Raw genomic sequence first — 18,883 nt, 5'->3', positions numbered from 1 at the left:
AAGTGGTTGCCAAGCATGATTTTAAACAGCTGGATGATCATTTGTTTGAAGTGCCGGCTGAATTCCGCGCCGACATGCGGGTACCGGCGCGCTTTTATTCCGATGCCGAATTGTTAAAAGGCATCATAACGGACAACAGCCTGCAACAGTTAATCAATACAGCGACGTTGCCTGGAGTTGTCAAATATGCCCTGGCCATGCCGGATATTCATCAGGGTTACGGGTTTCCCATTGGTGGCGTTGTGGCCACCAAGTTGCCGGATGGTGTTATCTCTCCGGGCGGCGTTGGATATGACATCAATTGCGGCGTGCGCCTGCTGGCCACCCATTTAGACCATGAAGAAATCCGTCCTTTTGTCGATGATCTGGCGACCGTTCTTTATGCCAACTGCCCCAGTGGGGTCGGCAAGGGGGGCAACATCAAACTGAAGGCCAAAGAACTTGATCAGGTCCTATCACAGGGTGCTCACTGGGCGGTTAAAAAGGGATTCGGTACTGAAACAGATCTGGAACGCACCGAGGAAGGCGGCTGCCTGGATGGTGCAAACCCGGAAAAAGTCAGTCCACGGGCCAAGGACCGTGGCCAAAAGCAGGTAGGGACGCTGGGCGCCGGCAACCATTTTATTGAGCTGGATATCGTCGATCAGGTTACGGACCCTGATGTGGCCCAGCGAATCGGCCTTTTTGAGGGACAAATTGCGATCCAAATCCACTGTGGATCACGTGGCCTGGGTCATCAGGTCTGCGGCGATTACGTCAAACGTTTTCAAAAAAATATTTCCCGCTACGGACTCAACCTGCCGGATCGGGAACTGGTTTGTGCCCCGCTCAGCAGCGCCGAAGGTCAGGACTACCTGGCTGCCATGAAGGCGGCTGCCAATTATGCCTTTGCCAACCGTCAAGTGCTGGCTGCCCACATTCGGCGCAGCTTCGAGCAGGTATTGGCCGGTAGGGTTTCAAATCATCATATCTTTCAGATTTATGATATTGCCCATAATATGGCCAAGGTTGAAACCCATCATATCGACGGCAAGCTCATGCAGCTGTGCGTTCATCGTAAGGGCGCCACTCGCGCCTTTGGGCCTGGATCAACCGAGCTGCCCTCGGTTTACCGTGACATCGGACAGCCGGTACTGGTGCCGGGCTCGATGGGTACCGCATCATGGGTTCTGGTTGGTACAGCGCAATCGATGGCGCAAACATTTGGATCCACCTGTCACGGGGCCGGCCGCACAATGAGCCGCAAAAAAGCCAGAAAAAGCATGCGGGGCATAACGTTGCGTGAAGAGCTCGAGGGTCGAGGCATCCACATCCGGGCAGGCAGCATGCCCGGCCTGGCCGAAGAGGCACCGGCCGCCTATAAAGATGTGGATCGGGTTGTTAATGTCGTGCACAGCGCGGGCATTGCCAAAAAGGTGGCGAGATTGAAGCCCATCGCTGTAATCAAGGGCTAGAATCGATTTTACAATTGCATCTAACGCCCAAGGGCTGTGTTAAAAACCGATTCAAAATGCTCGAATACTAATCCGCCGGAGGCGGACTCCACTTTTGAATCGGTTTTCGCCTTGCTTTGTTGAACACCTTAATGTTTTAGAATCAGGCGTGAAATCCCGCATTCATGCGGGGAACGTTATCTACTATTCTAAAATCGATTCTAATACCATATATAAAGATATAAAATTCCGCCTTATAGTCGTATATGTTGCTGCTGCAACCTATAAAAAAGAAGCGAATTCAAAGCTTATTGGCGCTTTGTCTGGTGCCCTGTAGCATGAAGCCGAACTCGGCTTGAGAATATAAAGACAAATTCGAGTAAATAAGGAGAACGTACCATGAGAGTACAAATGAAAAACATCCTTTGTGCCACGGACTTTTCCGATTTCTCCAATTATACCATACCTTATGGGGTGGCTTTGGCCAAAGAGTTCGAAGCCAAATTGTATATCTGTCATGTCATTGATTTATCTTCGATTGCTATTTATGGTGAGTTTCAGTTAAATCCGGTTGACCAGCAAAACCGAATCAAAAAACAGGCTGCTGAACAGCTCAATGAGATCATCGGAAAGCAGGCCGTACAATGGGAGCCTCTGATTACCGTCGGCCATGTCGCCGACGAAGTGTCACGACTGGTGGCAGAAAAAGAAATCGATCTGGTCATTACCGCCACACGCGGCCGTTCCGGTCTGAAGCGATTGATCTTGGGGTCGGTTACCGAACGATTGATGCGGGTGCTCACATGCCCCTTGTTGGTGGTTCACAGCCCCGAACATAAATTTGTGGACCCGGTCAATCAAACAATAACCCTCAAAAAGATCCTGGTCGGGTGCGATTTCTCACCTGATTCCGACCTGGCCTTTCAACACGCGGTCAGCCTGGCGCAGGAATTTGAGGCCGACCTTTATCTGGCTCACGTTATTGAGCCCTCCGCCTCCAGCGTACTACTAAAACCGGATAAAATGCTGAGTGAAGAAATCGAGCAAAAATTGCATCAGCGCTTAACCGATAAACTCATGGGCATGGTACCGGAGGACGCCCGCAACTGGTGCTCACCGGAAACGCTCATTTTAGCGGGTCAACCTTATGAAGCTCTGGGAAAATACGCCAAATCCAATGAAATGGATATGATTGTACTGGGGGTTCGCGGTCACGGATTGGTCAAAACGCTACTCCTGGGGTCAACCACAGACCGGGTGGCACGTCAAGCGCCCTGCCCGGTTCTTTCGGTGAGCACCAAAGCGCAAAGCGATTAAACTCAAAAGCCATCAAGAGGTAATTATGAGCCACTGCTTGTCGCAACAGGCTCAGGGCGGTTGATTAAAAATTCAAAAAGCTCGATGGATGCCTGATTGTCCCATTCCCTGGGACCCAGGGCCATACCTATAATCCTGCCCTTTTTATCCAGAAAAAAGGTCGTCGGCAGGGCATTGACTGCCAATCCGGATGCCACTTCCCCGTTAACATCTAGCAATGCGGTAAATGAGAGTTGCAGTTTTTCGAAAAACGATTTTACCTGCGTTTCGCTTTCCTTTAAATTCACGGCAATCATGGCAAAATCCTGATCCTTAAAACGGCGATGTAATTTTTCCATCGACGGCATCTCGACAACGCAAGTGGGACACCAGGTGGCCCAGAAATTAAGAAATACAATCTTGCCGCGAAATTCCGATAGACGCACAATATTGCCCAAAAGATCGCCAAGCTGGATCTCCAGAGGCGGTGTTGGATGGGGCATTTTAAGGATCCCCATGTTGCCAAACAGGCGTTCCAGCTCCTGTTCTGGAGAGCCGGCTACGGCAGCATACTGGGAATAAAAAAGATAAGACCCAATGCCGACAACCGTGACCAGTATAATTGACAGGACATAAAACTTATGTGAAAGCGTCTTTTTCATCATATCGATATAAGCGCTGGTTTAAGCCATTCGATCATTTTTGAATCAGAACCCTATTGTAAAAGCTCAATTTGCCAGATTCCTGCCAGACAACAGTTGATCTGCAACAATTTTTCCATCGGATACCCGTATCAAGCGGCGGGCATATTGGGCGCATGCCTTACTGTGGGTGACCATGATAATGGTCATACCATCGCTGTTAAATTTTTGAAGCAATTTCATGATATCCGCTGACGTTTTGCTGTCCAGATTACCGGTGGGCTCGTCTGCCAATAGAACCGGTGGTTCGTTGACAATCGCCCGTGCAATCGCCACGCGCTCTTTTTCGCCGCCGGAAATCTGGTTCGGCAAACGCGCCGCTTTATCCAACAGGCCTACCTGCGAAAGCGCGCTTTCGACCATCTCCTGTTTTTGTTTGCGGCTTTTTTTCACGATGGTCAACGGGAGCATGACATTTTCAGAGACCGTCAGGTAGGGCACCAAGTAAAAATCCTGAAAGATAAAACCCAGAAACTCCCGTCGAAAGTCCGTCTGTTGTTCCGAGCTGAGGCTGTATATGTCAATTTCATCCACCACAAACGTTCCTGAAGTGGGAGCGTTCATGGCCCCCATGATGGACAGCAGTGTCGATTTACCGGCACCGGATTCACCCATCAGGCCGACAAATTCGCCTGCTTCAATTTGAAAACTGATATCACTGACCGCGGAAACCGCTGCATCACCGCGGCCGTATGTTTTGATAAGATTCTCTGCTGTCATATAACTCATAGGTTATAGCTCTCCTTGATATGCCTAAAGTGTGAAGTGCCTAAAATGCCTAAAATTGTGGATTTCAATCCATCTTAATTTTAGCTCATTTTAGATCATTTGCTGATTAAGATTAAAGCGCATCCTAGCTATAGTATCGCTCAAAAGTTACTGTCTATATAATTTTTACAGCGTCCTAAGGGCTTCACCGGGGTCCAAGCGAGCCGCCATGACTGCCGGATAAGTGCTTGAGACCAAACCAATCAGCAGTGCCAGGGCCAAAGCACCGACCGCCAATTCAACGTTAAAGGGCACAATTCCAGAATGCCCATCAATAAGGAAATGAACCGCAATCTTGGTGCTCCCCCAGCCCAGAAGATAGCCCATTATGCCGGCCAGTCCCGATAAAATCGCCGCTTCCAGAAAGACAATTTTCATGACATGGCGTTTACGGAAACCAATGGCCCTGAAAATACCAATCTCATCGGTACGCTCTCTGACGCTGCTCATCATGGTGACCAGTACCACCAGACTGCCAATCAGCAGGATCACACCGGATATGCCAAATGAGAATTTCTTAAACTGCCCCAGTGTTTGCATGCGGCCTTTGACCACCTGTTGAATAGCCATGACCTTGGCACCCGGCAGGGCATTTGAGATCTGCCTGACCATATCATCGATCGGGCAGTCATGGCATAAAGCGGCCACCTCGGCCATCGAAACCCGCCCGCTTTTATCAAACAGTGACTGGGCGGTGCTCAATCGCGCAAACACCAACTGGTCATCCTGGGAGCCGGTAGGCTGCAATATACCGGACACTTCAAAATCGCGACCCTTGATGTTTAAGCGGCCGCCGGTGTTTAATTTCAGGATGCGAGCGGCCTCGGCACCTAAAATGACGTTGCTTTCGCCTGGTAGTTGACCTTGCAGTTGCCACCAGGGCTTAAGAATTGCAGATGCCTTAAAATCGACACCCGCCAGCAGAACCTTATGCGAATTAATGTCCACCACTCCCAGCACCAGCGGCCCCAGGGCAGCGATATTGCGGGCATTTTTTATGGAGCTCACCTGGGCCAGCTCTGCTTCGCGGATTTCCTGCATTTCAAAAGACACCCCGCCCAGAGAAAGCCCGCCGTAGGTAAGGGTTAAATTCTCGGTCCGGGGCACGATTAAAATATTGGCGCCGTACTTTTCCAGTTTATGATTGATGTCGCTGGTCATCGCTTCAATGTAGCTGATGATGCCGACAACCGTTGAAACACCAATGACCAACCCGGCCAGAACAAAGAATGCTTTTCCTTTGCGCCGGATCAAGTTCTTTATGGAGATCTGTTTTAGTGTCATCGTTTCCTCTAAATTAGACTTTGTCTGAAATTAATTATGACAATTTTCCTGGCAACATGCCCACAAACACGCATCGCGCAATTGCGCTTATCGATTTTTTTATCTTTGCGCCCCACGCCCGCCATGCGAGCAAGGCGAGGCGGGCAGGTTTGCGCGTGGTCACTTTTTTCCGTCAAGCCTATACTTTACCTGAGAAGTTAAAATACTGTCGACCCTCCAGGATATCCTTGACTTCGATGATGACCTCGTCATTTTCGACGCGACGATTCAACGGGGCCGGATTGCAGCCGCCCTTGACTTCATTAACCAGGACTGAAGCAAACTTTCGTCCGCAGTTGCGGCAGACCATATGATCGCCTTCCTGATAATATCCTTTGCCTGCCGGCCAGCAGACATCACAGGCATCAAAAGCTGCCCGAATAACACCATCAGAGCTTTTTAGGACAAAGTATTTAATTTTAAATTCACCAGCCACATGCTCAAAATGACGCGCCTTGCCGTCGGCAAACAGGTTAGCCGGCATACTGACCTGGGTGACGCTATTTTCAGACGTGACGCCGGCGGCCACCGGTGAGGTTTGTGACCGATCATAGGTGGCATAGAAAATGCCGCCAGCTATGATAAGAACCGAGCAGGCTACTGCAGCCAACATCGGCAAACGCCCTTTTTTCTCAGCGCTCAGAACTGCTTCTTTTTTGGCCTGTCGCTTTTCCTGAGTTATTTTTGTGTTCCGCTTTTTCGAAGATGATAAATTTTTTCTACTTTTTTTAGACATCAGTTGTCTCTCCTTTATCAATTTGAGTTCAGAATATTCACATTTCATTCCGCATAGACATCTGTCTACCGTCAGTAATCAGATAAATGTCGGGATTTATGAAAGTGGGCGCTTTAAGGGACTTTTGGTTTGTTGGCCGCGGCTAAGACAGCGCGGTGCTACCTTGATCCAGTCTGCAGCGATTGCATGGGAAAACGCCTGTCTAGAAACGGCGTAAGGTCAAACCAACTGGAAAAAGAGCCCTCTGAAAGTGGGATTCAACACAAAATAGAGAGGGTGCGCAGATAGATGGGTGGGTCCTTATGAAATTCTGCGGCAATCGTGTGTAAGCCCGCTGGCATTGATCGGATGTGATCAGAATCGGTGACACTTGAGGCTATCCCCATACCGATCAAATTTTCGGATGCCGTTGGGTGACTGGCAATTGAACACTCGGGAATCTCAACCTGCGGGGCAGTGTTCATTTCACACGGGCTTTGTTCGCCCCCTGAACAGCAGTCGGGTACTCGCAGGTGGGTCGAACCCATGGTGGCATGCGGATGGTCCTTGGCCATCTCACGCATGCATCTGACGGCGCAATCAGAATAGCCGGAAGCGCCGGATATAAGCACCGTAAGGGTCAACACACATGTTAATATTATGGCAATGAGTTTTTTCATCATTCAACTACTATCCCTACTATTTTAGTATGATATAGAAGTGCTATTTTTCTGTCAAGTGGAATTTTATAACGCCGGGTTGCAGGCAGTTCTGGCAAGCCGGCGGATCCCGAAACATCCTGAATTTTTTTCATATATTGAATTGGTTCAGGTTAAGATTCTTTACAAAAGATGAGATCATACGTATATTGGCAAATTAATCGTGGTCACGGGTTTTCGTCTTAATCGTCGCCCATACAGGATCGCTTCTCGCGGGTGGTTTCAATTCTTAATATAATGAAAGGATAAAAAATGAGTTACGATTTTAATGCAGACGAGGTTTTTGAAATGGCCGAGCAAATGGAACGCAATGGTGCCCAATTTTATCGTGATGCTGCGGAAAAAACTGCGGATCCGTCAAACAAAGAGATGTTACTGGGCCTTTCAAAAATGGAAGAGGCCCATGAAAAAATGTTTGAGTCCATGCGCACCGAACTCTCGTCAGCTGAAAAAGCCGCAACGGTTTTTGATCCGTCTGGTGAGGCCTCTCTCTATCTGAAAGCCCTGGTTGACAGCCGTGTCTTTTTCGAAAAGGAAATTGATGTCACTTCCATGGTGGAAATCCTCAAATCGGCCATCGAAGCCGAAAAAGACTCCATTGTGTTTTACCTGGGAATGAAAGCGGCGGTGCCCAAAGATATGGGAAGGACTCGCATCGAGGCCATCATCAAAGAAGAAATGGGCCATATCCAGTTGCTGACCAAGCATCTGGTTGCAGCAGCCCCTTAAACAATCTGCAAAACCATGAATTGCAGCGCATTGAGTTTAAGCAGGAGATATCCGGCCTACGAACAAGGGAAGGGTTTGTCAGTCAAAATCTTTTTGGTATTCGGCCAGGTCTTCGATCCCCTCGCGATCCAACAGTATTATTTTCGGGCCCTCAACGCGAATTAATTTTTGAGTGGACAATTTGGCAAAGATTCGCGAGAGCGTTTCAGGAATAGTGCCCAAAAGGCTGGCCAGCTGGCCTTTGGATACATTTAGTGTGACGGCGTCTTGGGTACCCTGCTCTTCAGCCAGGTAAATCAGGTAGGAGGCCAAACGCGCGGGGATTTCTTTAAGAGAAAGGTTTTCGATTTGGGCTGCAAATTGACGCAGCTTTTTCGACATAATCCCAAGCAGATTCAAAGCCAAAGAGGTATGAGAGGTCACCAGGTCTACGAAAGCGCTTCTGGCAAAAAGAAGCAGATGCGTCTTGGCAAGGGCTTGTGCATTGGCCGGCATTTGCTGCCCAGTAAAAACCGTAACCTCCCCAAATGATTGCCCAGCTTCAAAGATGTGCAGAATCTGCTCTTTGCCTTCCGATGAAACCTTGTAAATTTTGACCCGGCCATCAACGATCACAAAGAATCCGGTAGTCTTATCTCCTTCTGAAAATATTGTCTGACCTTTGTTAAATCGCTTTTCAATCGCAATCTGCCGGATGGCTTCTAACTGCTCAGCAGGCAGACCGTTGAACAAGGGGATCGCCGAAATAAGATCTAGAATATTTTCCATATCTTCTTTTGCATCCATTTTTGATCAATGTCAAGGGTTGCAGAGGTTCAAAGAATCAAAGGTGTGCGTGCTTATTAGAAAGTTAAAAGATGTTCTCCATATCATACAAAACCATACGGTTATAGCAAGGCCCGTTTGATACACGGCGCGATGCACATCGTAAAAAAATATAAAAACAAAGATTTTTTTATCTTGATTTAAGTCAATGCCATCATCATCTTAATATTTTATTGTTTACGAAAACTGGCCATCCGTAAAAGCACAACCCGAGGCCACAACGCGATAAGAATAGGAAACATATCATGAAATGCCCTGGACAAGATACCTTGTACTGGAAACCGGGCGCCATCTTTGAAACCAAGTGCCCGAAATGCAGCGCTACGGTTGAGTTTTTTAAAGACGATACCACACGCAAATGTGATAAATGCGGTCACCGTTTCGTTAATCCGGAAATGGATTTTGGCTGCGCGGCCTACTGTCAGTACGCCGAGCAATGTATCGGGGATTTACCTCCGGAGCTTATCGCCCAGAAAGAAGACCTGCTCAAAGATCGCGTGGCGATTGAAATGAAACGCTACTTTAAAAGTGATTTTAAACGCATTGCACACGCCGGTCGGGTGGCCCGTTACGCCGAACGGATCGGTAAAAAGGAAAAAGGAAGTTTGGCCGTCATATTGCCGGCAGCCTACTTACATGACATCGGCATTCATGAAGCCGAACGAAAACACGGCAGCACGGCGGCGGAGTTTCAGGAGGCAGAAGGACCACCCATTGCCAGATCCATATTGGAAAAGCTGGGCGCCAAAGAAGAATTAATTCTGGAAATCTGCGATGTCATCGGACACCATCACCATCCGCGGTCCGATGACAGTCTGAATTTCAAAGTGGTCTATGATGCCGACCTGCTTGAAAATTTGGATGAAAAACAAAAAAAAGCACCCCGCCCCAAGGAAGAATTGGAGGATCTTATTGAGCGCTCGTTTCTGACCGATGCCGGGCGAGACGCCGCCCGAGAGATGCTGCTGGATAGATAAAAGAGCTATCCTTTTGCATGGACAAGGACCTGATAAAAAAATCGCTGATGTTTTGGAGCAATCATAAATAGTCCATTTTCAAAATCACAATAAGAGGAGCAACCCATGAAAACCGTGCGAAAAATTATCGAAATTGATGAAGAACTTTGTGACGGATGCGGCAACTGTGTCCCATCTTGTGCCGAGGGCGCGCTGCAAATCATAGACGGCAAGGCCCGCGTTATTGCTGATATGTATTGTGACGGCCTGGGCGCCTGTCTGGGCGAATGTCCTCTGGGCGCTCTTAAAATCATCGAACGCGAAGCCGATGAATTCGATGAAGAGGCTGTAGAAGAGCTACTTGCGAAAAAAAAGCAAGAAGAGGTTGATCAGCCGACACCGGCTTTTTCAGGCGGATGTCCGTCGGCCCGCATGCAGGCATTCGATACGCCGCAGCCGTTAGCCGCCGCGCCTCAAGGAGATCTATCAGCCGCAGATGCAGCCGAATTAGAGCAATCAGCCCTTTCGCATTGGCCGGTCCAAATCATGCTCGTTCCTCCGACGGCCCCATTTTTAAAAGGAGCTGATTTGCTGGTTCTAGCAGATTGCGTCCCGGTGGCATTTCCGACTGTGCACCGTGATTTCATCAAAGGCAAAGCCGTGCTGATGGGCTGTCCCAAGCTGGATAACGCCGAATTTTACATCGAAAAATTTGCCCAGATTTGCAAAGAATCTGGCATCAAAAAAATTACCACCGTCATCATGGAAGTGCCTTGTTGTGGCGGGCTACCCATGATTGTGAAAAAAGGGATGGAAATGTCCGGTGTGAATATCCCCATGGAACAGGTCGTCATCAGCACACGCGGTCAGATTCTTGATCGCAGACAGGTGGTGGCGGCCTGATGCCATTTTTATTTTAGCTCAAGCCGATCGGGCGGGGATAAACCCCGCCCCTACCCCTGATTTCCGTCTTTCAACCTCTGTCCTCTGCTTGCCGCGGCGTCTTGTGGGGTCGAAGCCCTAAGCTTGAAAAAGCGAAGACGTGTCATCTGTCCTCTGCTTGCCCCGGCGAAGCTCGCTAGAGCGAAGACGGGTCACCTGTTTTCTGACCTCTGTATTACGTGTTTCGGGTTGCGGGTTGCATGGTCGATCTTCCGTCATCAAACCTATGAGCCATTTGAACTCTGACCTCTGACTTCTGACCTTTGTCTTCTGTCCTCTGACTTCTGTCACCTGTCTTATGAGACATTTATGTTTCAAAAATTATTCTGAGACCATATTGCAATGTCATTTTTATTGTGATATCCAGACATTATCTTTGCAAGGCCCTGATATTCCGTGAAATCATGTTCGTTGCATGTATCGCAATGATATCAACAGCATAAGTGCTTGACAGGTGAGCGATGATCGATATTTTTGACTAACCTTATAAATTCGCTCATTTAGCCCACATCGCCCGGAAAGGGGATCCGGGACTTTCTCCTGGCACAGAATTTGAATTTTTACCAGAACAGCTCAAACAATCGTTAATCTTTCTATTCTAAGGAAAATTAAGCCTTCAATTCCAGCCCGGGAGAAAATTCAGTGAAACCTTGTAATGTGCATATCATAAGGACGTTAAGTCTAGTGGAGGAAATGATGGCCCTGGCTGATCAGGGCGATGCCGATCGTGAGGACAATGGGTGCGGTATTCTCTATGGCGTTTTAAGGGATTCGGCCTACAAACTAAAAAAACTAGCTGAGGAAGAAAAGCAGAACCATATTATCAAAGGGTGGTGGCAAGAACGATCATAAACCAATTTAGGGGCTGAAATATCAATTTATCAGAAAAGATCACGGAGGCATACACATGGCAAACTTAAAGGGGACCCAAACCGAAAAAAACATTCTGACCGCTTTCGCCGGTGAATCCCAGGCTCGCAACCGCTATACTTACTTTGCCAGCCAGGCGAAAAAAGACGGCTATGTGCAGATAGCGGAAATTTTTACCGAGACCGCCAATCAGGAAAAAGAGCACGCCAAAAGGCTGTTTAAACTATTGGAAGGCGGTGAAGTTGAGGTAGCGGCAGCATTTCCCGCCGGCGTCATTGGCACCACATTGGATAATTTAAAAGAAGCCGCCGGTGGCGAAAATTATGAATATACGCAAATGTATCCCGGGTTCGCAAAAATAGCCATTGAAGAGGGCTTTGAAGAAATTGCTGAGATCTTTAACGCCATTGCTGTGGCTGAAAAGCAGCATGAAAAACGGTATTTGGCGCTGGCGACCAATATTGAAAACGGCACTGTTTTTAAAAGAGAACAATCGGTGGTCTGGCGTTGCCGCAATTGTGGATATTTGCATGAAGGCGACGAGGCACTGGACGAATGCCCGGCATGTGTGCATCCAAGGGCGCATTTCGAGCTACTCGGCGAAAATTATTAAACTTGCATCTAAGACGCATCTATTGTCCGCTGGCTGTGTTATAAACCGTTTTGAAATACTCGCGTACTATCGTGTACGCTCCGTTTTCAAAACGGTTTACGCCTTGCCAGCGAACAAAATCTAAGCTTTAAATGCAAGTTTAAGTAATATCTTGAACTAGCCTGTTCAGGCGCTATTTTTAAAATATAATAGTAGATTTTTCCCTATTTTAACGGGCGCAACGGGCTCAACTGGCCAACCGGCCAACCTGATAAAACACAAAAGGAGGATCAAATGGCAGAAAGACTGGAAGTTTATAAATGCGAGGCCTGCGGTAATATTGTTGAGGTGCTGCACGGCGGCGCCGGGGAATTGGTGTGCTGCGGACAGCCCATGGAAAAACTGGTTGAGAACACGGTCGATGCCGCTAAAGAAAAACACGTTCCCGTTATCGAAAAAGTTGACGGCGGTGTGAAGGTAAAAGTCGGTGACGTCGCGCATCCGATGGAAGACAAACACTATATTGAATGGATTGAGATTATTACAGACGGCAAAACTGATCGCCAGTTTTTAAATCCCGGAGACGCGCCCGAAGCAGAATTTAATGTGGCTTCCGAAAATGTGACTGCCCGTGAATATTGCAATCTACACGGTCTTTGGAAAGGATAGGTAACATGTTATCAGACAAAATGCAAAAAGCGCTCAGTGGTCAGATGAATGCAGAGCTCTATTCTTCCTACCTGTATCTGTCAATGAATGCTTATTTTAAGTCCGTTAATCTGGATGGCTTTGCCAACTGGATGTATTACCAAGCCCAGGAGGAATTAGAGCATGCCATGAAATTTTACGATTTCATCAACCAGCGGGGTGGCCGGGTTCAATTGGCCCAGATCGAAGCACCACCCTCTGATTGGAATTCACCGTTGGCTGTTTTTGAGGATACCCTGGCGCATGAGCAGAAGGTTACGGGCTTGATCAACGATTTGGTCGAAGTCGCCAATGAAGAGCGCGATCATGCCTCTCAGATATTTCTGCAATGGTTTGTATCAGAACAGGTTGAAGAAGAAGATAGCGTTGGCGGTGTTTTGGAGCAGCTCAAATTAATGGGAGAGGCCAAAGGCGGCCTATTTATGATGGACCGTGAAATGGCCAAGCGCCGCCCATCTGAAGGTGGCGAAGAATAATGTTAGCAACAGGATCGTCGACCTAAGACATTTAAAAGGAGAAATCAAAATGCCCAGTTGGAAATGCTCAAATTGTGGGTATACTTTTGACGCAGAGGCCCACCCCAATGAATGTCCATCCTGCCACGAAAAATGCGAATTTTTGGACAATACCTGCTATACACCGGATTGTGAAGCAGAAGGCACTGACAATCGAATTGCCGAGCCCAAAAAATAACTTTATTCTGGCTTAAAATGGCGGTTTATGTAAACTTTCTACTTGTTTGCGTGCGTCATTGGGAGAAGAACTATGGCTAAAGCCCTCATCGTATATGCCACCCGAACGGGAGAAACTCAGCGAATTGCTGATCTGATTGCGGAAGGTATTCGATTTTCCGGCCATGAGGCCGAGGTGGTCGAATCCAAAGCCCTTAACAAAGAAGCCGACCTTGAAGGTTATGATGCCTACGCGTTTGGGTCATCTACCTATCATGGCGAAATGATTCAGGCCATGAAAACCTTTTTGTTTTTAGCTGAAAAAGCAAATCTTGAAGGCAAGGTCGGCGGCGCTTTCGGATCCTTTGGTTGGAGCGGTGAAGCCAATGATCGCATTTTCGACACGATGAAACACATCCTTAAAATGGATATGGTTGGAGACACCCTGCGCCTGAAATCAAGCTCCCTGGAAGGGGGTATGCAAATGGCTCAGGATTACGGGCGGGAAATCGCGAAAAAACTCGGATAGCAACATATTCTGAATTTAACGGAGGTAATTATGGCAGACACTACATCCACACCACAACATTGTCCTGGATATGCAAACTTTAAAACGCTTAAATCATTCATCTGCAAATGCCCAAAATGCGGTGAAGCCAAAGAAATATTTTCAGACGAATTTGACCGGCCGCATACTTGCGGCGCCTGCAACGAGCCGATTGATTTTGCAGAATGTGAACTGGAAGGCGAAGGCAAAAGCATTTCTCCGCGCTGATAAATCTTGATGACCTGCCTTCGATGAATACCAGTTTGTCAGCAAGACAGGATAATTCTGGCCAGATGGCCGGCAGACCGGTAGGCCTTTATCTGATGATGGTTGCAACCTGCATTCAATCTTAGCTGTGGAAAATGTAAAGTTGAATCGGAGATCCTTGATGACAATTCGAATATGCCTGCCGCTGGTTTCGGCAATGTTGGTGTTTGCTGCGGTTTCCATTGCTCTGAGCGACGCGCCAGTAGAAAACAAGGGGGCTGCTGAAATCACGCTTCCTGGAGGCACGCGCGGCCCTGTGCCATTCCCTCATCATCAACATCAAGACAATCTGGTTGACTGCCAAATCTGTCATGCCCTATATCCTCAAAAAACGGGTATTATTGAGGAGCTAAAAGCAGCAGGCACTCTAAAGAAGAAGCAGGTGATGAACAAGCAATGCACCAAATGCCACAAGCAAAAGAAAAAGGAAGGTCTAAAATCAGGTCCTACCACATGCGCTAAATGCCATATTAAAGAAAAGAAATAAATTATGCTGGTACTTGGCTTTCAGGGAAGCCCCCGTAGAAAAGGAAATACTTCATATTTGCTAACCGCTTTTATGCAGGCAGCCGAAAAACTGGGCGCCCAAACCCACATCGTTGAAGTCACCCGCAAGGAAATCATCCCATGCAAGGAGCTCGTGGTCTGTGAAAATAAGGGATATTGCCCTATTGACGACGATGTCAAAAGCGAAATTTACCCATTGATCCGGCAGGCGGAGGTCGTGGTGTTGGCCACACCCATTTTCTTTTTCAATATGACTGCCCAGCTCAAAGCGGTGGTTGATCGCTGTCAGTTGTTCTGGGCACGAAAGTATCGATTCAAACTAGCCGATCCCGCACACAAGACCAAGCGCGGCTATTTGCTTTCAGTTGGCGCCAGCAAAGGAAAAAGCTTGTTTGATGGGCTTAAATTGTCCGCCAAATATTTTTTTGATGCCATTGACGCGCATTTTGACGGCAGTCTGACTTACCGCGAGATCGAAGGCCCCAAAGACATGTCCCGCCATCCGACAGTGACAGCGGATGTTGAAAAAGCGGCCGCCGATCTGATTGGACCTCTGATGGGCCGAAAAAAAATATTATTCGCCTGCCGCGAAAATGCCTGCCGCAGCCAGATAGCCAGTGCCTTCGCCCAATCTTTAGCCGGGGATAAAATCGAAGCGCTGACCGGCGGCAGCCAACCGGCTGAAAAAGTAAATCCGGATATGGTCAAGGTCATGATGGAAAAAGGCCTTGATTTGGCCTACCGTATTCCGCAGAGCATTGAATCCGCCATATCAGACACCCCCCCGGAAATTATCGTTACCATGGGATGTGGTGAAGAATGTCCGCTTGTACCCGGAGCGCAGATGCTGGATTGGGATCTGGCGGACCCGGCCGGCAAGCCGCTTGATTTTATGCGTCAGACCCGCGATGAAATCGAAAACAGAGTCAAGTCTCTATTGGATGAGTTAATTTAGAAAATCATAACCGACTTGGGAAAACACCACGAAGAGCACGAAGCACACGAAGAATAAATTTTGTTTTTGTCCAAACCTTCTTGAACTTCGTGTCCTTCGTGGTGAATTCACAAATTTAAGGCTTTCAAAGGTCTAATCTGAGTAGGAGGATGGATGGCCGAACCCCATGAGATGTATCAATGCCAGACAGTGAATTGCGGATATATTTATGATCCCGACCGTGGTGACCGCAAGGGCAAAATTCCCAAAGGCACTGCATTTGACGATCTGCCGGATGACTGGAAATGTCCGGTCTGCGGCGCCAGCAAAAAAATGTTTAAGCCATTAGGCTAATCCAAATTTTAAAGATGGCAGAATTCATTTCAAAACTCCTTTTGTGTTGGTTTGCGGCTTTTGAAAAGCGCTAAACTCGTTTCGCTAAATCTTAAAAACTCGGGCTATCGCCCTCAGGCAGTTCAAGATTTCGCGCTCCACTTCATTAAGCGCTTGTAAACAAAAGGCCGCAAAATAAACTTCAAAAGGGTTTTGAAATCTATTCTAATAAAAATAGTCTTGAAACTGTCAATAGAACAGGTTAGAAAAATTGGGGCATCAGAAAAGCCGGTTTTAGAAAATAACCTCGGCACGACCAACACATTAACACAAGGAGGGCAATAATGGACAGGTATGTATGCACGATCTGCGGGTATGTTTACGATCCGGAACAAGGGGATCCGGATAATGGAGTGGCTGCTGGCACCAAATGGGATGATGTGCCGGATGATTGGGAATGCCCGGTATGCGGCGCTTCCAAGGCTGATTTTGAAAAGGAATAAATAAACAGTATTTATCAAACGATTTGATAAAAGCCAATTCGATGCCCTTTTAGGCCGGCGAATGTGCGCGGATTAAAAGGGCATCAATTGTTTTGGCAGCGGGTGCTAAGGGTCGCATAAGCGGTTGTTTAGACCTTTAGCGCAGGTTGCGCCGGCTTTAAATGTGTTTACATTATTTCCTGCTAAAAAATGTTGGATTTAAATACGGAAAAGCTACAGAATAACGGGAGAGGGATATGGAACCATTAGAAATTGCACCCGGAGTATACGACGTGGGTGTTATCGACTGGAATATAAGAGATTTCCATGGGTATTCGACCGACCTGGGAACGACCTATAATTCATTTTTAATCGTCGATGACAAGATCGCATTGCTCGATACCGTCAAAAAGGAGTTTGCAGATCAGCTGCTGGCCAATATTTCCGCCGTCGTTGACCCTAAAAATATTGACTATGTGATCAGCAATCACACCGAGCTGGACCACTCCGGCGGCTTGGCCCGGGTCATGCATCGGGTGGGTGAAGACAAACCATTGTACTGCTCCAAAATGGGCCATAAGAATTTACCGCGCCACTTTACGCGCAACTGGAATTACCAGCCTGTCGAGACCGGCCAAGAGTTGAGCCTTGGCAAAAAAACATTGAACTTTCTGGAAACCCGTATGGTTCATTGGCCGGACAGTATGTTTACCTATCTCAAAGAAGACAAAATTCTTTTTTCAAGTGATGGATTCGGCCAGCACTTTGCCGGCCCCGAACGGTTCGACGATCAGATCGGGGATGCGATTATGCATCATGCCAAAAAATACTTTGCCAATATTTTGTTGCTGTATGTCCCCTTGATTCAGAAGTATCTTAAGAACATCATTGAATCCGGCATGGAATTCAAGATGATTTGCCCCGACCACGGGATCATCTGGCGCCAGAATCCGGCCAAAATCCTTGAAGCTTACGTTCGCTGGTGTCAGCAGGTTCCTAAGAAAAAGGCCGTGGTCATCTACGATACCATGTGGCACAGCACCGAAAAAATGGCTGAGGCCATTGCTACCGGCATTAATAAAGAAGGGGTTCCGACCAAGCCTTTACATCTTAGAAAATGGCACCGCAGTGAAGTGATGACCGAGGTTTTTGATGCCAAGGCGGTTGTCGTCGGCGGTCCGACCTTGAACAATGGGTTGTTTCCATCATTGGCCGATTTTCTATGTTACATGAAAGGGCTGAAACCACTGAATAAAATCGGGGCCGCTTTTGGCTCCTACGGCTGGAGTGGTGAATCTACCAAGATCATTGCCAAGGAGCTCAAAGGTATGAAATTTGATATGATCGATTCGGGCCTAAAAATACAATACGTTCCTGACAAAGAAGGCCTTGAACAATGTTACGAATATGGCCGCACAATCGGAAAAGCGGTTAATGAATAAAATGAAAGTACCTGTGGTTGAGCTCAGTGAATGTATCGTCTGTGGTGTCTGTGTAGAAACATGCCCTGAGGTATTTCGTTTAAATGATGCCGGTTATATTGAGGTGATTGACATGGATGCTTATCCTGAATCGGAAGTCAATGACGCCATAAAGTATTGCCCGGTAGATTGTATATATTTGGTCTCGTAATGCATTTAAACATCCACAAGTCATTCCGTCCATCCACTGTCGGTGGTCTATTAGCTAATCAAGTTCACCACGAAGAACACGAAGATGCACGAAGTTCGATATTAAAATTTTTGATTTTCTTTCTTCGCGTCCTTCGTGAACTTCGTAGTAAAACCAAACAAGGCAATCATCCTGATAGACTATTATGATATGAAACAACACAAAATGACCGGTCGTCAGCTTAAAAAAAAGATAGAAATACTGCTGATGCGGGAAGACTTTGAAAGAGGATTGGCAGAGGTGGTCGCTATACCGGGCCGAAAAGCCGTCAACCCTCTTTTTTCGTTTTTGTGCAGCACAGATGATATCTTAAAATGGCGGTCGGTAAGCGCCATGGGTGAGGTGGTCCACCGGCTGGCTGGATCCGACATTGAGTCTGCGAGGGTAATCATGCGGCGTTTAATGTGGCACCTCAACGATGAATCCGGCGGTATTGGCTGGGGATGTCCGGAGGCCATGGGAGAGATCATGGCGCTCAATGAACAATTAGCTGATGAATTCTGGTGTATACTCATATCCTATGCTCAACCCGAAGGAAACTTTCTTGAGCATCCAACCTTGCAACGGGGGCTTTTGTGGGGAATCGGCCGATTGGCGCACGCACGACCGCAGCTTTTAAGGGGCTCAGCGGATTATCTGCAACTATTTCTGCAAGCCGACGATCCCCATTTGCGGGGCCTGGCCGCCTGGGCAGCAGGTGCGTTGCGCCAAAAAGAACATACGGATCTGCTTGAAACGTTAGCAAGCGATAAGCAAAATTTAAGCATCTTTCTTGACCGACAACTCAGATTGCGCTCGGTGGCCGAACTGGCAAGGGCTGCGCTTCAAAATACACCTGCATCATAGCCCACCGTCTACTGCAAGCGCTCAGACCTGCTTGTAAACCCAAAAATC

General features: G+C 47.6%; 25 protein-coding genes. 19 read left to right on the top strand and 6 right to left on the bottom strand.

The window, feature by feature from the left end:
- The first annotated feature begins 2 nt into the window (after positions 1-2).
- Together QNJ26_20010 and QNJ26_20005 are read left to right on the top strand one after the other, a co-directional pair.
- Positions 3-1,454: an RtcB family protein gene (locus QNJ26_20010; GenBank protein MDJ0987838.1), complete on the top strand. Its 1,452-nt coding sequence runs from the start codon at positions 3-5 to the stop codon at positions 1,452-1,454.
- A gap of 378 nt (positions 1,455-1,832) precedes the next feature.
- Entirely contained in the window at positions 1,833-2,750 is a 918-nt protein-coding gene (locus tag QNJ26_20005; protein MDJ0987837.1) for a universal stress protein, read from the top strand.
- A 23-nt stretch (positions 2,751-2,773) separates the two neighbouring features.
- Here QNJ26_20005 and QNJ26_20000 read toward each other — a convergent pair whose 3' ends face one another.
- The 5 genes from QNJ26_20000 to QNJ26_19980 all read right to left on the bottom strand — a co-directional run bounded on the left by QNJ26_20000 (position 2,774) and on the right by QNJ26_19980 (position 6,919).
- Positions 2,774-3,394 (bottom strand): TlpA disulfide reductase family protein, encoded by a 621-nt coding sequence (locus tag QNJ26_20000; protein ID MDJ0987836.1) that lies wholly within the window; start codon positions 3,392-3,394, stop codon positions 2,774-2,776.
- 63 nt (positions 3,395-3,457) lie between these two features.
- Positions 3,458-4,159, bottom strand: a complete 702-nt coding sequence (locus QNJ26_19995; GenBank protein MDJ0987835.1) for an ABC transporter ATP-binding protein — start codon at positions 4,157-4,159, stop codon at positions 3,458-3,460.
- 165 nt (positions 4,160-4,324) lie between these two features.
- Positions 4,325-5,482, bottom strand: a complete 1,158-nt coding sequence (locus QNJ26_19990) for an ABC transporter permease (protein ID MDJ0987834.1) — start codon at positions 5,480-5,482, stop codon at positions 4,325-4,327.
- Positions 5,483-5,660: 178 nt separating this feature from the next.
- A complete protein-coding gene (locus tag QNJ26_19985; protein ID MDJ0987833.1) occupies positions 5,661-6,257 on the bottom strand; it encodes a DUF2318 domain-containing protein in 597 nt (198 codons plus the stop codon).
- Between the two features lie 257 nt (positions 6,258-6,514).
- On the bottom strand, positions 6,515-6,919 hold the full coding sequence (locus tag QNJ26_19980) for a hypothetical protein (protein ID MDJ0987832.1): 405 nt from the start codon (positions 6,917-6,919) through the stop codon (positions 6,515-6,517).
- A gap of 288 nt (positions 6,920-7,207) precedes the next feature.
- On the opposite strand from QNJ26_19980, the gene QNJ26_19975 reads away from it, so the two are divergent.
- Complete coding sequence (locus QNJ26_19975) at positions 7,208-7,684, top strand: ferritin family protein (protein MDJ0987831.1); 477 nt, start codon at positions 7,208-7,210, stop codon at positions 7,682-7,684.
- Between the two features lie 78 nt (positions 7,685-7,762).
- Here QNJ26_19975 and QNJ26_19970 read toward each other — a convergent pair whose 3' ends face one another.
- Positions 7,763-8,470: a Crp/Fnr family transcriptional regulator gene (locus tag QNJ26_19970; GenBank protein ID MDJ0987830.1), complete on the bottom strand. Its 708-nt coding sequence runs from the start codon at positions 8,468-8,470 to the stop codon at positions 7,763-7,765.
- A 284-nt stretch (positions 8,471-8,754) separates the two neighbouring features.
- Here QNJ26_19970 and QNJ26_19965 point away from each other — a divergent pair, with 284 nt between their 5' ends.
- The 16 genes from QNJ26_19965 to QNJ26_19890 all read left to right on the top strand — a co-directional run bounded on the left by QNJ26_19965 (position 8,755) and on the right by QNJ26_19890 (position 18,835).
- Complete coding sequence (locus QNJ26_19965) at positions 8,755-9,486, top strand: HD domain-containing protein (protein MDJ0987829.1); 732 nt, start codon at positions 8,755-8,757, stop codon at positions 9,484-9,486.
- A 105-nt stretch (positions 9,487-9,591) separates the two neighbouring features.
- Positions 9,592-10,368, top strand: coding sequence for a 4Fe-4S binding protein (locus tag QNJ26_19960; protein ID MDJ0987828.1), 777 nt, complete (start codon positions 9,592-9,594; stop codon positions 10,366-10,368).
- Between the two features lie 681 nt (positions 10,369-11,049).
- Positions 11,050-11,259 carry a hypothetical protein gene (locus tag QNJ26_19955; GenBank protein MDJ0987827.1) on the top strand — a complete coding sequence of 70 codons (210 nt, stop codon included), beginning with the start codon at positions 11,050-11,052 and terminating at the stop codon, positions 11,257-11,259.
- Positions 11,260-11,314: 55 nt separating this feature from the next.
- The gene (locus QNJ26_19950; protein ID MDJ0987826.1) at positions 11,315-11,890 is read left to right on the top strand and encodes a rubrerythrin family protein; all 576 of its coding nucleotides are present in this window, start codon (positions 11,315-11,317) and stop codon (positions 11,888-11,890) included.
- Positions 11,891-12,163: 273 nt separating this feature from the next.
- Positions 12,164-12,538, top strand: coding sequence for a desulfoferrodoxin (locus QNJ26_19945; GenBank protein ID MDJ0987825.1), 375 nt, complete (start codon positions 12,164-12,166; stop codon positions 12,536-12,538).
- 5 nt (positions 12,539-12,543) lie between these two features.
- Positions 12,544-13,053 carry a ferritin gene (locus QNJ26_19940; protein MDJ0987824.1) on the top strand — a complete coding sequence of 170 codons (510 nt, stop codon included), beginning with the start codon at positions 12,544-12,546 and terminating at the stop codon, positions 13,051-13,053.
- Between the two features lie 49 nt (positions 13,054-13,102).
- Positions 13,103-13,270, top strand: a complete 168-nt coding sequence (locus QNJ26_19935; protein ID MDJ0987823.1) for a hypothetical protein — start codon at positions 13,103-13,105, stop codon at positions 13,268-13,270.
- 72 nt (positions 13,271-13,342) lie between these two features.
- A complete protein-coding gene (locus tag QNJ26_19930) occupies positions 13,343-13,777 on the top strand; it encodes a flavodoxin domain-containing protein (protein ID MDJ0987822.1) in 435 nt (144 codons plus the stop codon).
- A gap of 30 nt (positions 13,778-13,807) precedes the next feature.
- Entirely contained in the window at positions 13,808-14,023 is a 216-nt protein-coding gene (locus tag QNJ26_19925; protein MDJ0987821.1) for a hypothetical protein, read from the top strand.
- Positions 14,024-14,183: 160 nt separating this feature from the next.
- The gene (locus QNJ26_19920) at positions 14,184-14,549 is read left to right on the top strand and encodes a cytochrome c3 family protein (GenBank protein ID MDJ0987820.1); all 366 of its coding nucleotides are present in this window, start codon (positions 14,184-14,186) and stop codon (positions 14,547-14,549) included.
- Between the two features lie 3 nt (positions 14,550-14,552).
- Positions 14,553-15,524, top strand: coding sequence for an NAD(P)H-dependent oxidoreductase (locus QNJ26_19915; protein ID MDJ0987819.1), 972 nt, complete (start codon positions 14,553-14,555; stop codon positions 15,522-15,524).
- Between the two features lie 153 nt (positions 15,525-15,677).
- On the top strand, positions 15,678-15,857 hold the full coding sequence (locus tag QNJ26_19910; GenBank protein ID MDJ0987818.1) for a rubredoxin: 180 nt from the start codon (positions 15,678-15,680) through the stop codon (positions 15,855-15,857).
- Between the two features lie 323 nt (positions 15,858-16,180).
- Entirely contained in the window at positions 16,181-16,339 is a 159-nt protein-coding gene (locus QNJ26_19905) for a rubredoxin (protein ID MDJ0987817.1), read from the top strand.
- Between the two features lie 236 nt (positions 16,340-16,575).
- Complete coding sequence (locus tag QNJ26_19900) at positions 16,576-17,760, top strand: flavodoxin domain-containing protein (GenBank protein MDJ0987816.1); 1,185 nt, start codon at positions 16,576-16,578, stop codon at positions 17,758-17,760.
- On the top strand, positions 17,753-17,950 hold the full coding sequence (locus QNJ26_19895; GenBank protein ID MDJ0987815.1) for a ferredoxin: 198 nt from the start codon (positions 17,753-17,755) through the stop codon (positions 17,948-17,950). The genes QNJ26_19900 and QNJ26_19895 overlap by 8 nt, the downstream gene beginning before the upstream one ends.
- A gap of 189 nt (positions 17,951-18,139) precedes the next feature.
- Positions 18,140-18,835, top strand: coding sequence for a hypothetical protein (locus tag QNJ26_19890; protein MDJ0987814.1), 696 nt, complete (start codon positions 18,140-18,142; stop codon positions 18,833-18,835).
- The last annotated feature ends 48 nt before the right edge of the window (positions 18,836-18,883 follow it).

The sequence above is a fragment of the Desulfobacterales bacterium genome (assembly GCA_030066985.1).
Lineage (GTDB): Bacteria > Desulfobacterota > Desulfobacteria > Desulfobacterales > JAHEIW01 > JAHEIW01.
This window is presented reverse-complemented; position numbering and strand designations above follow the sequence as displayed.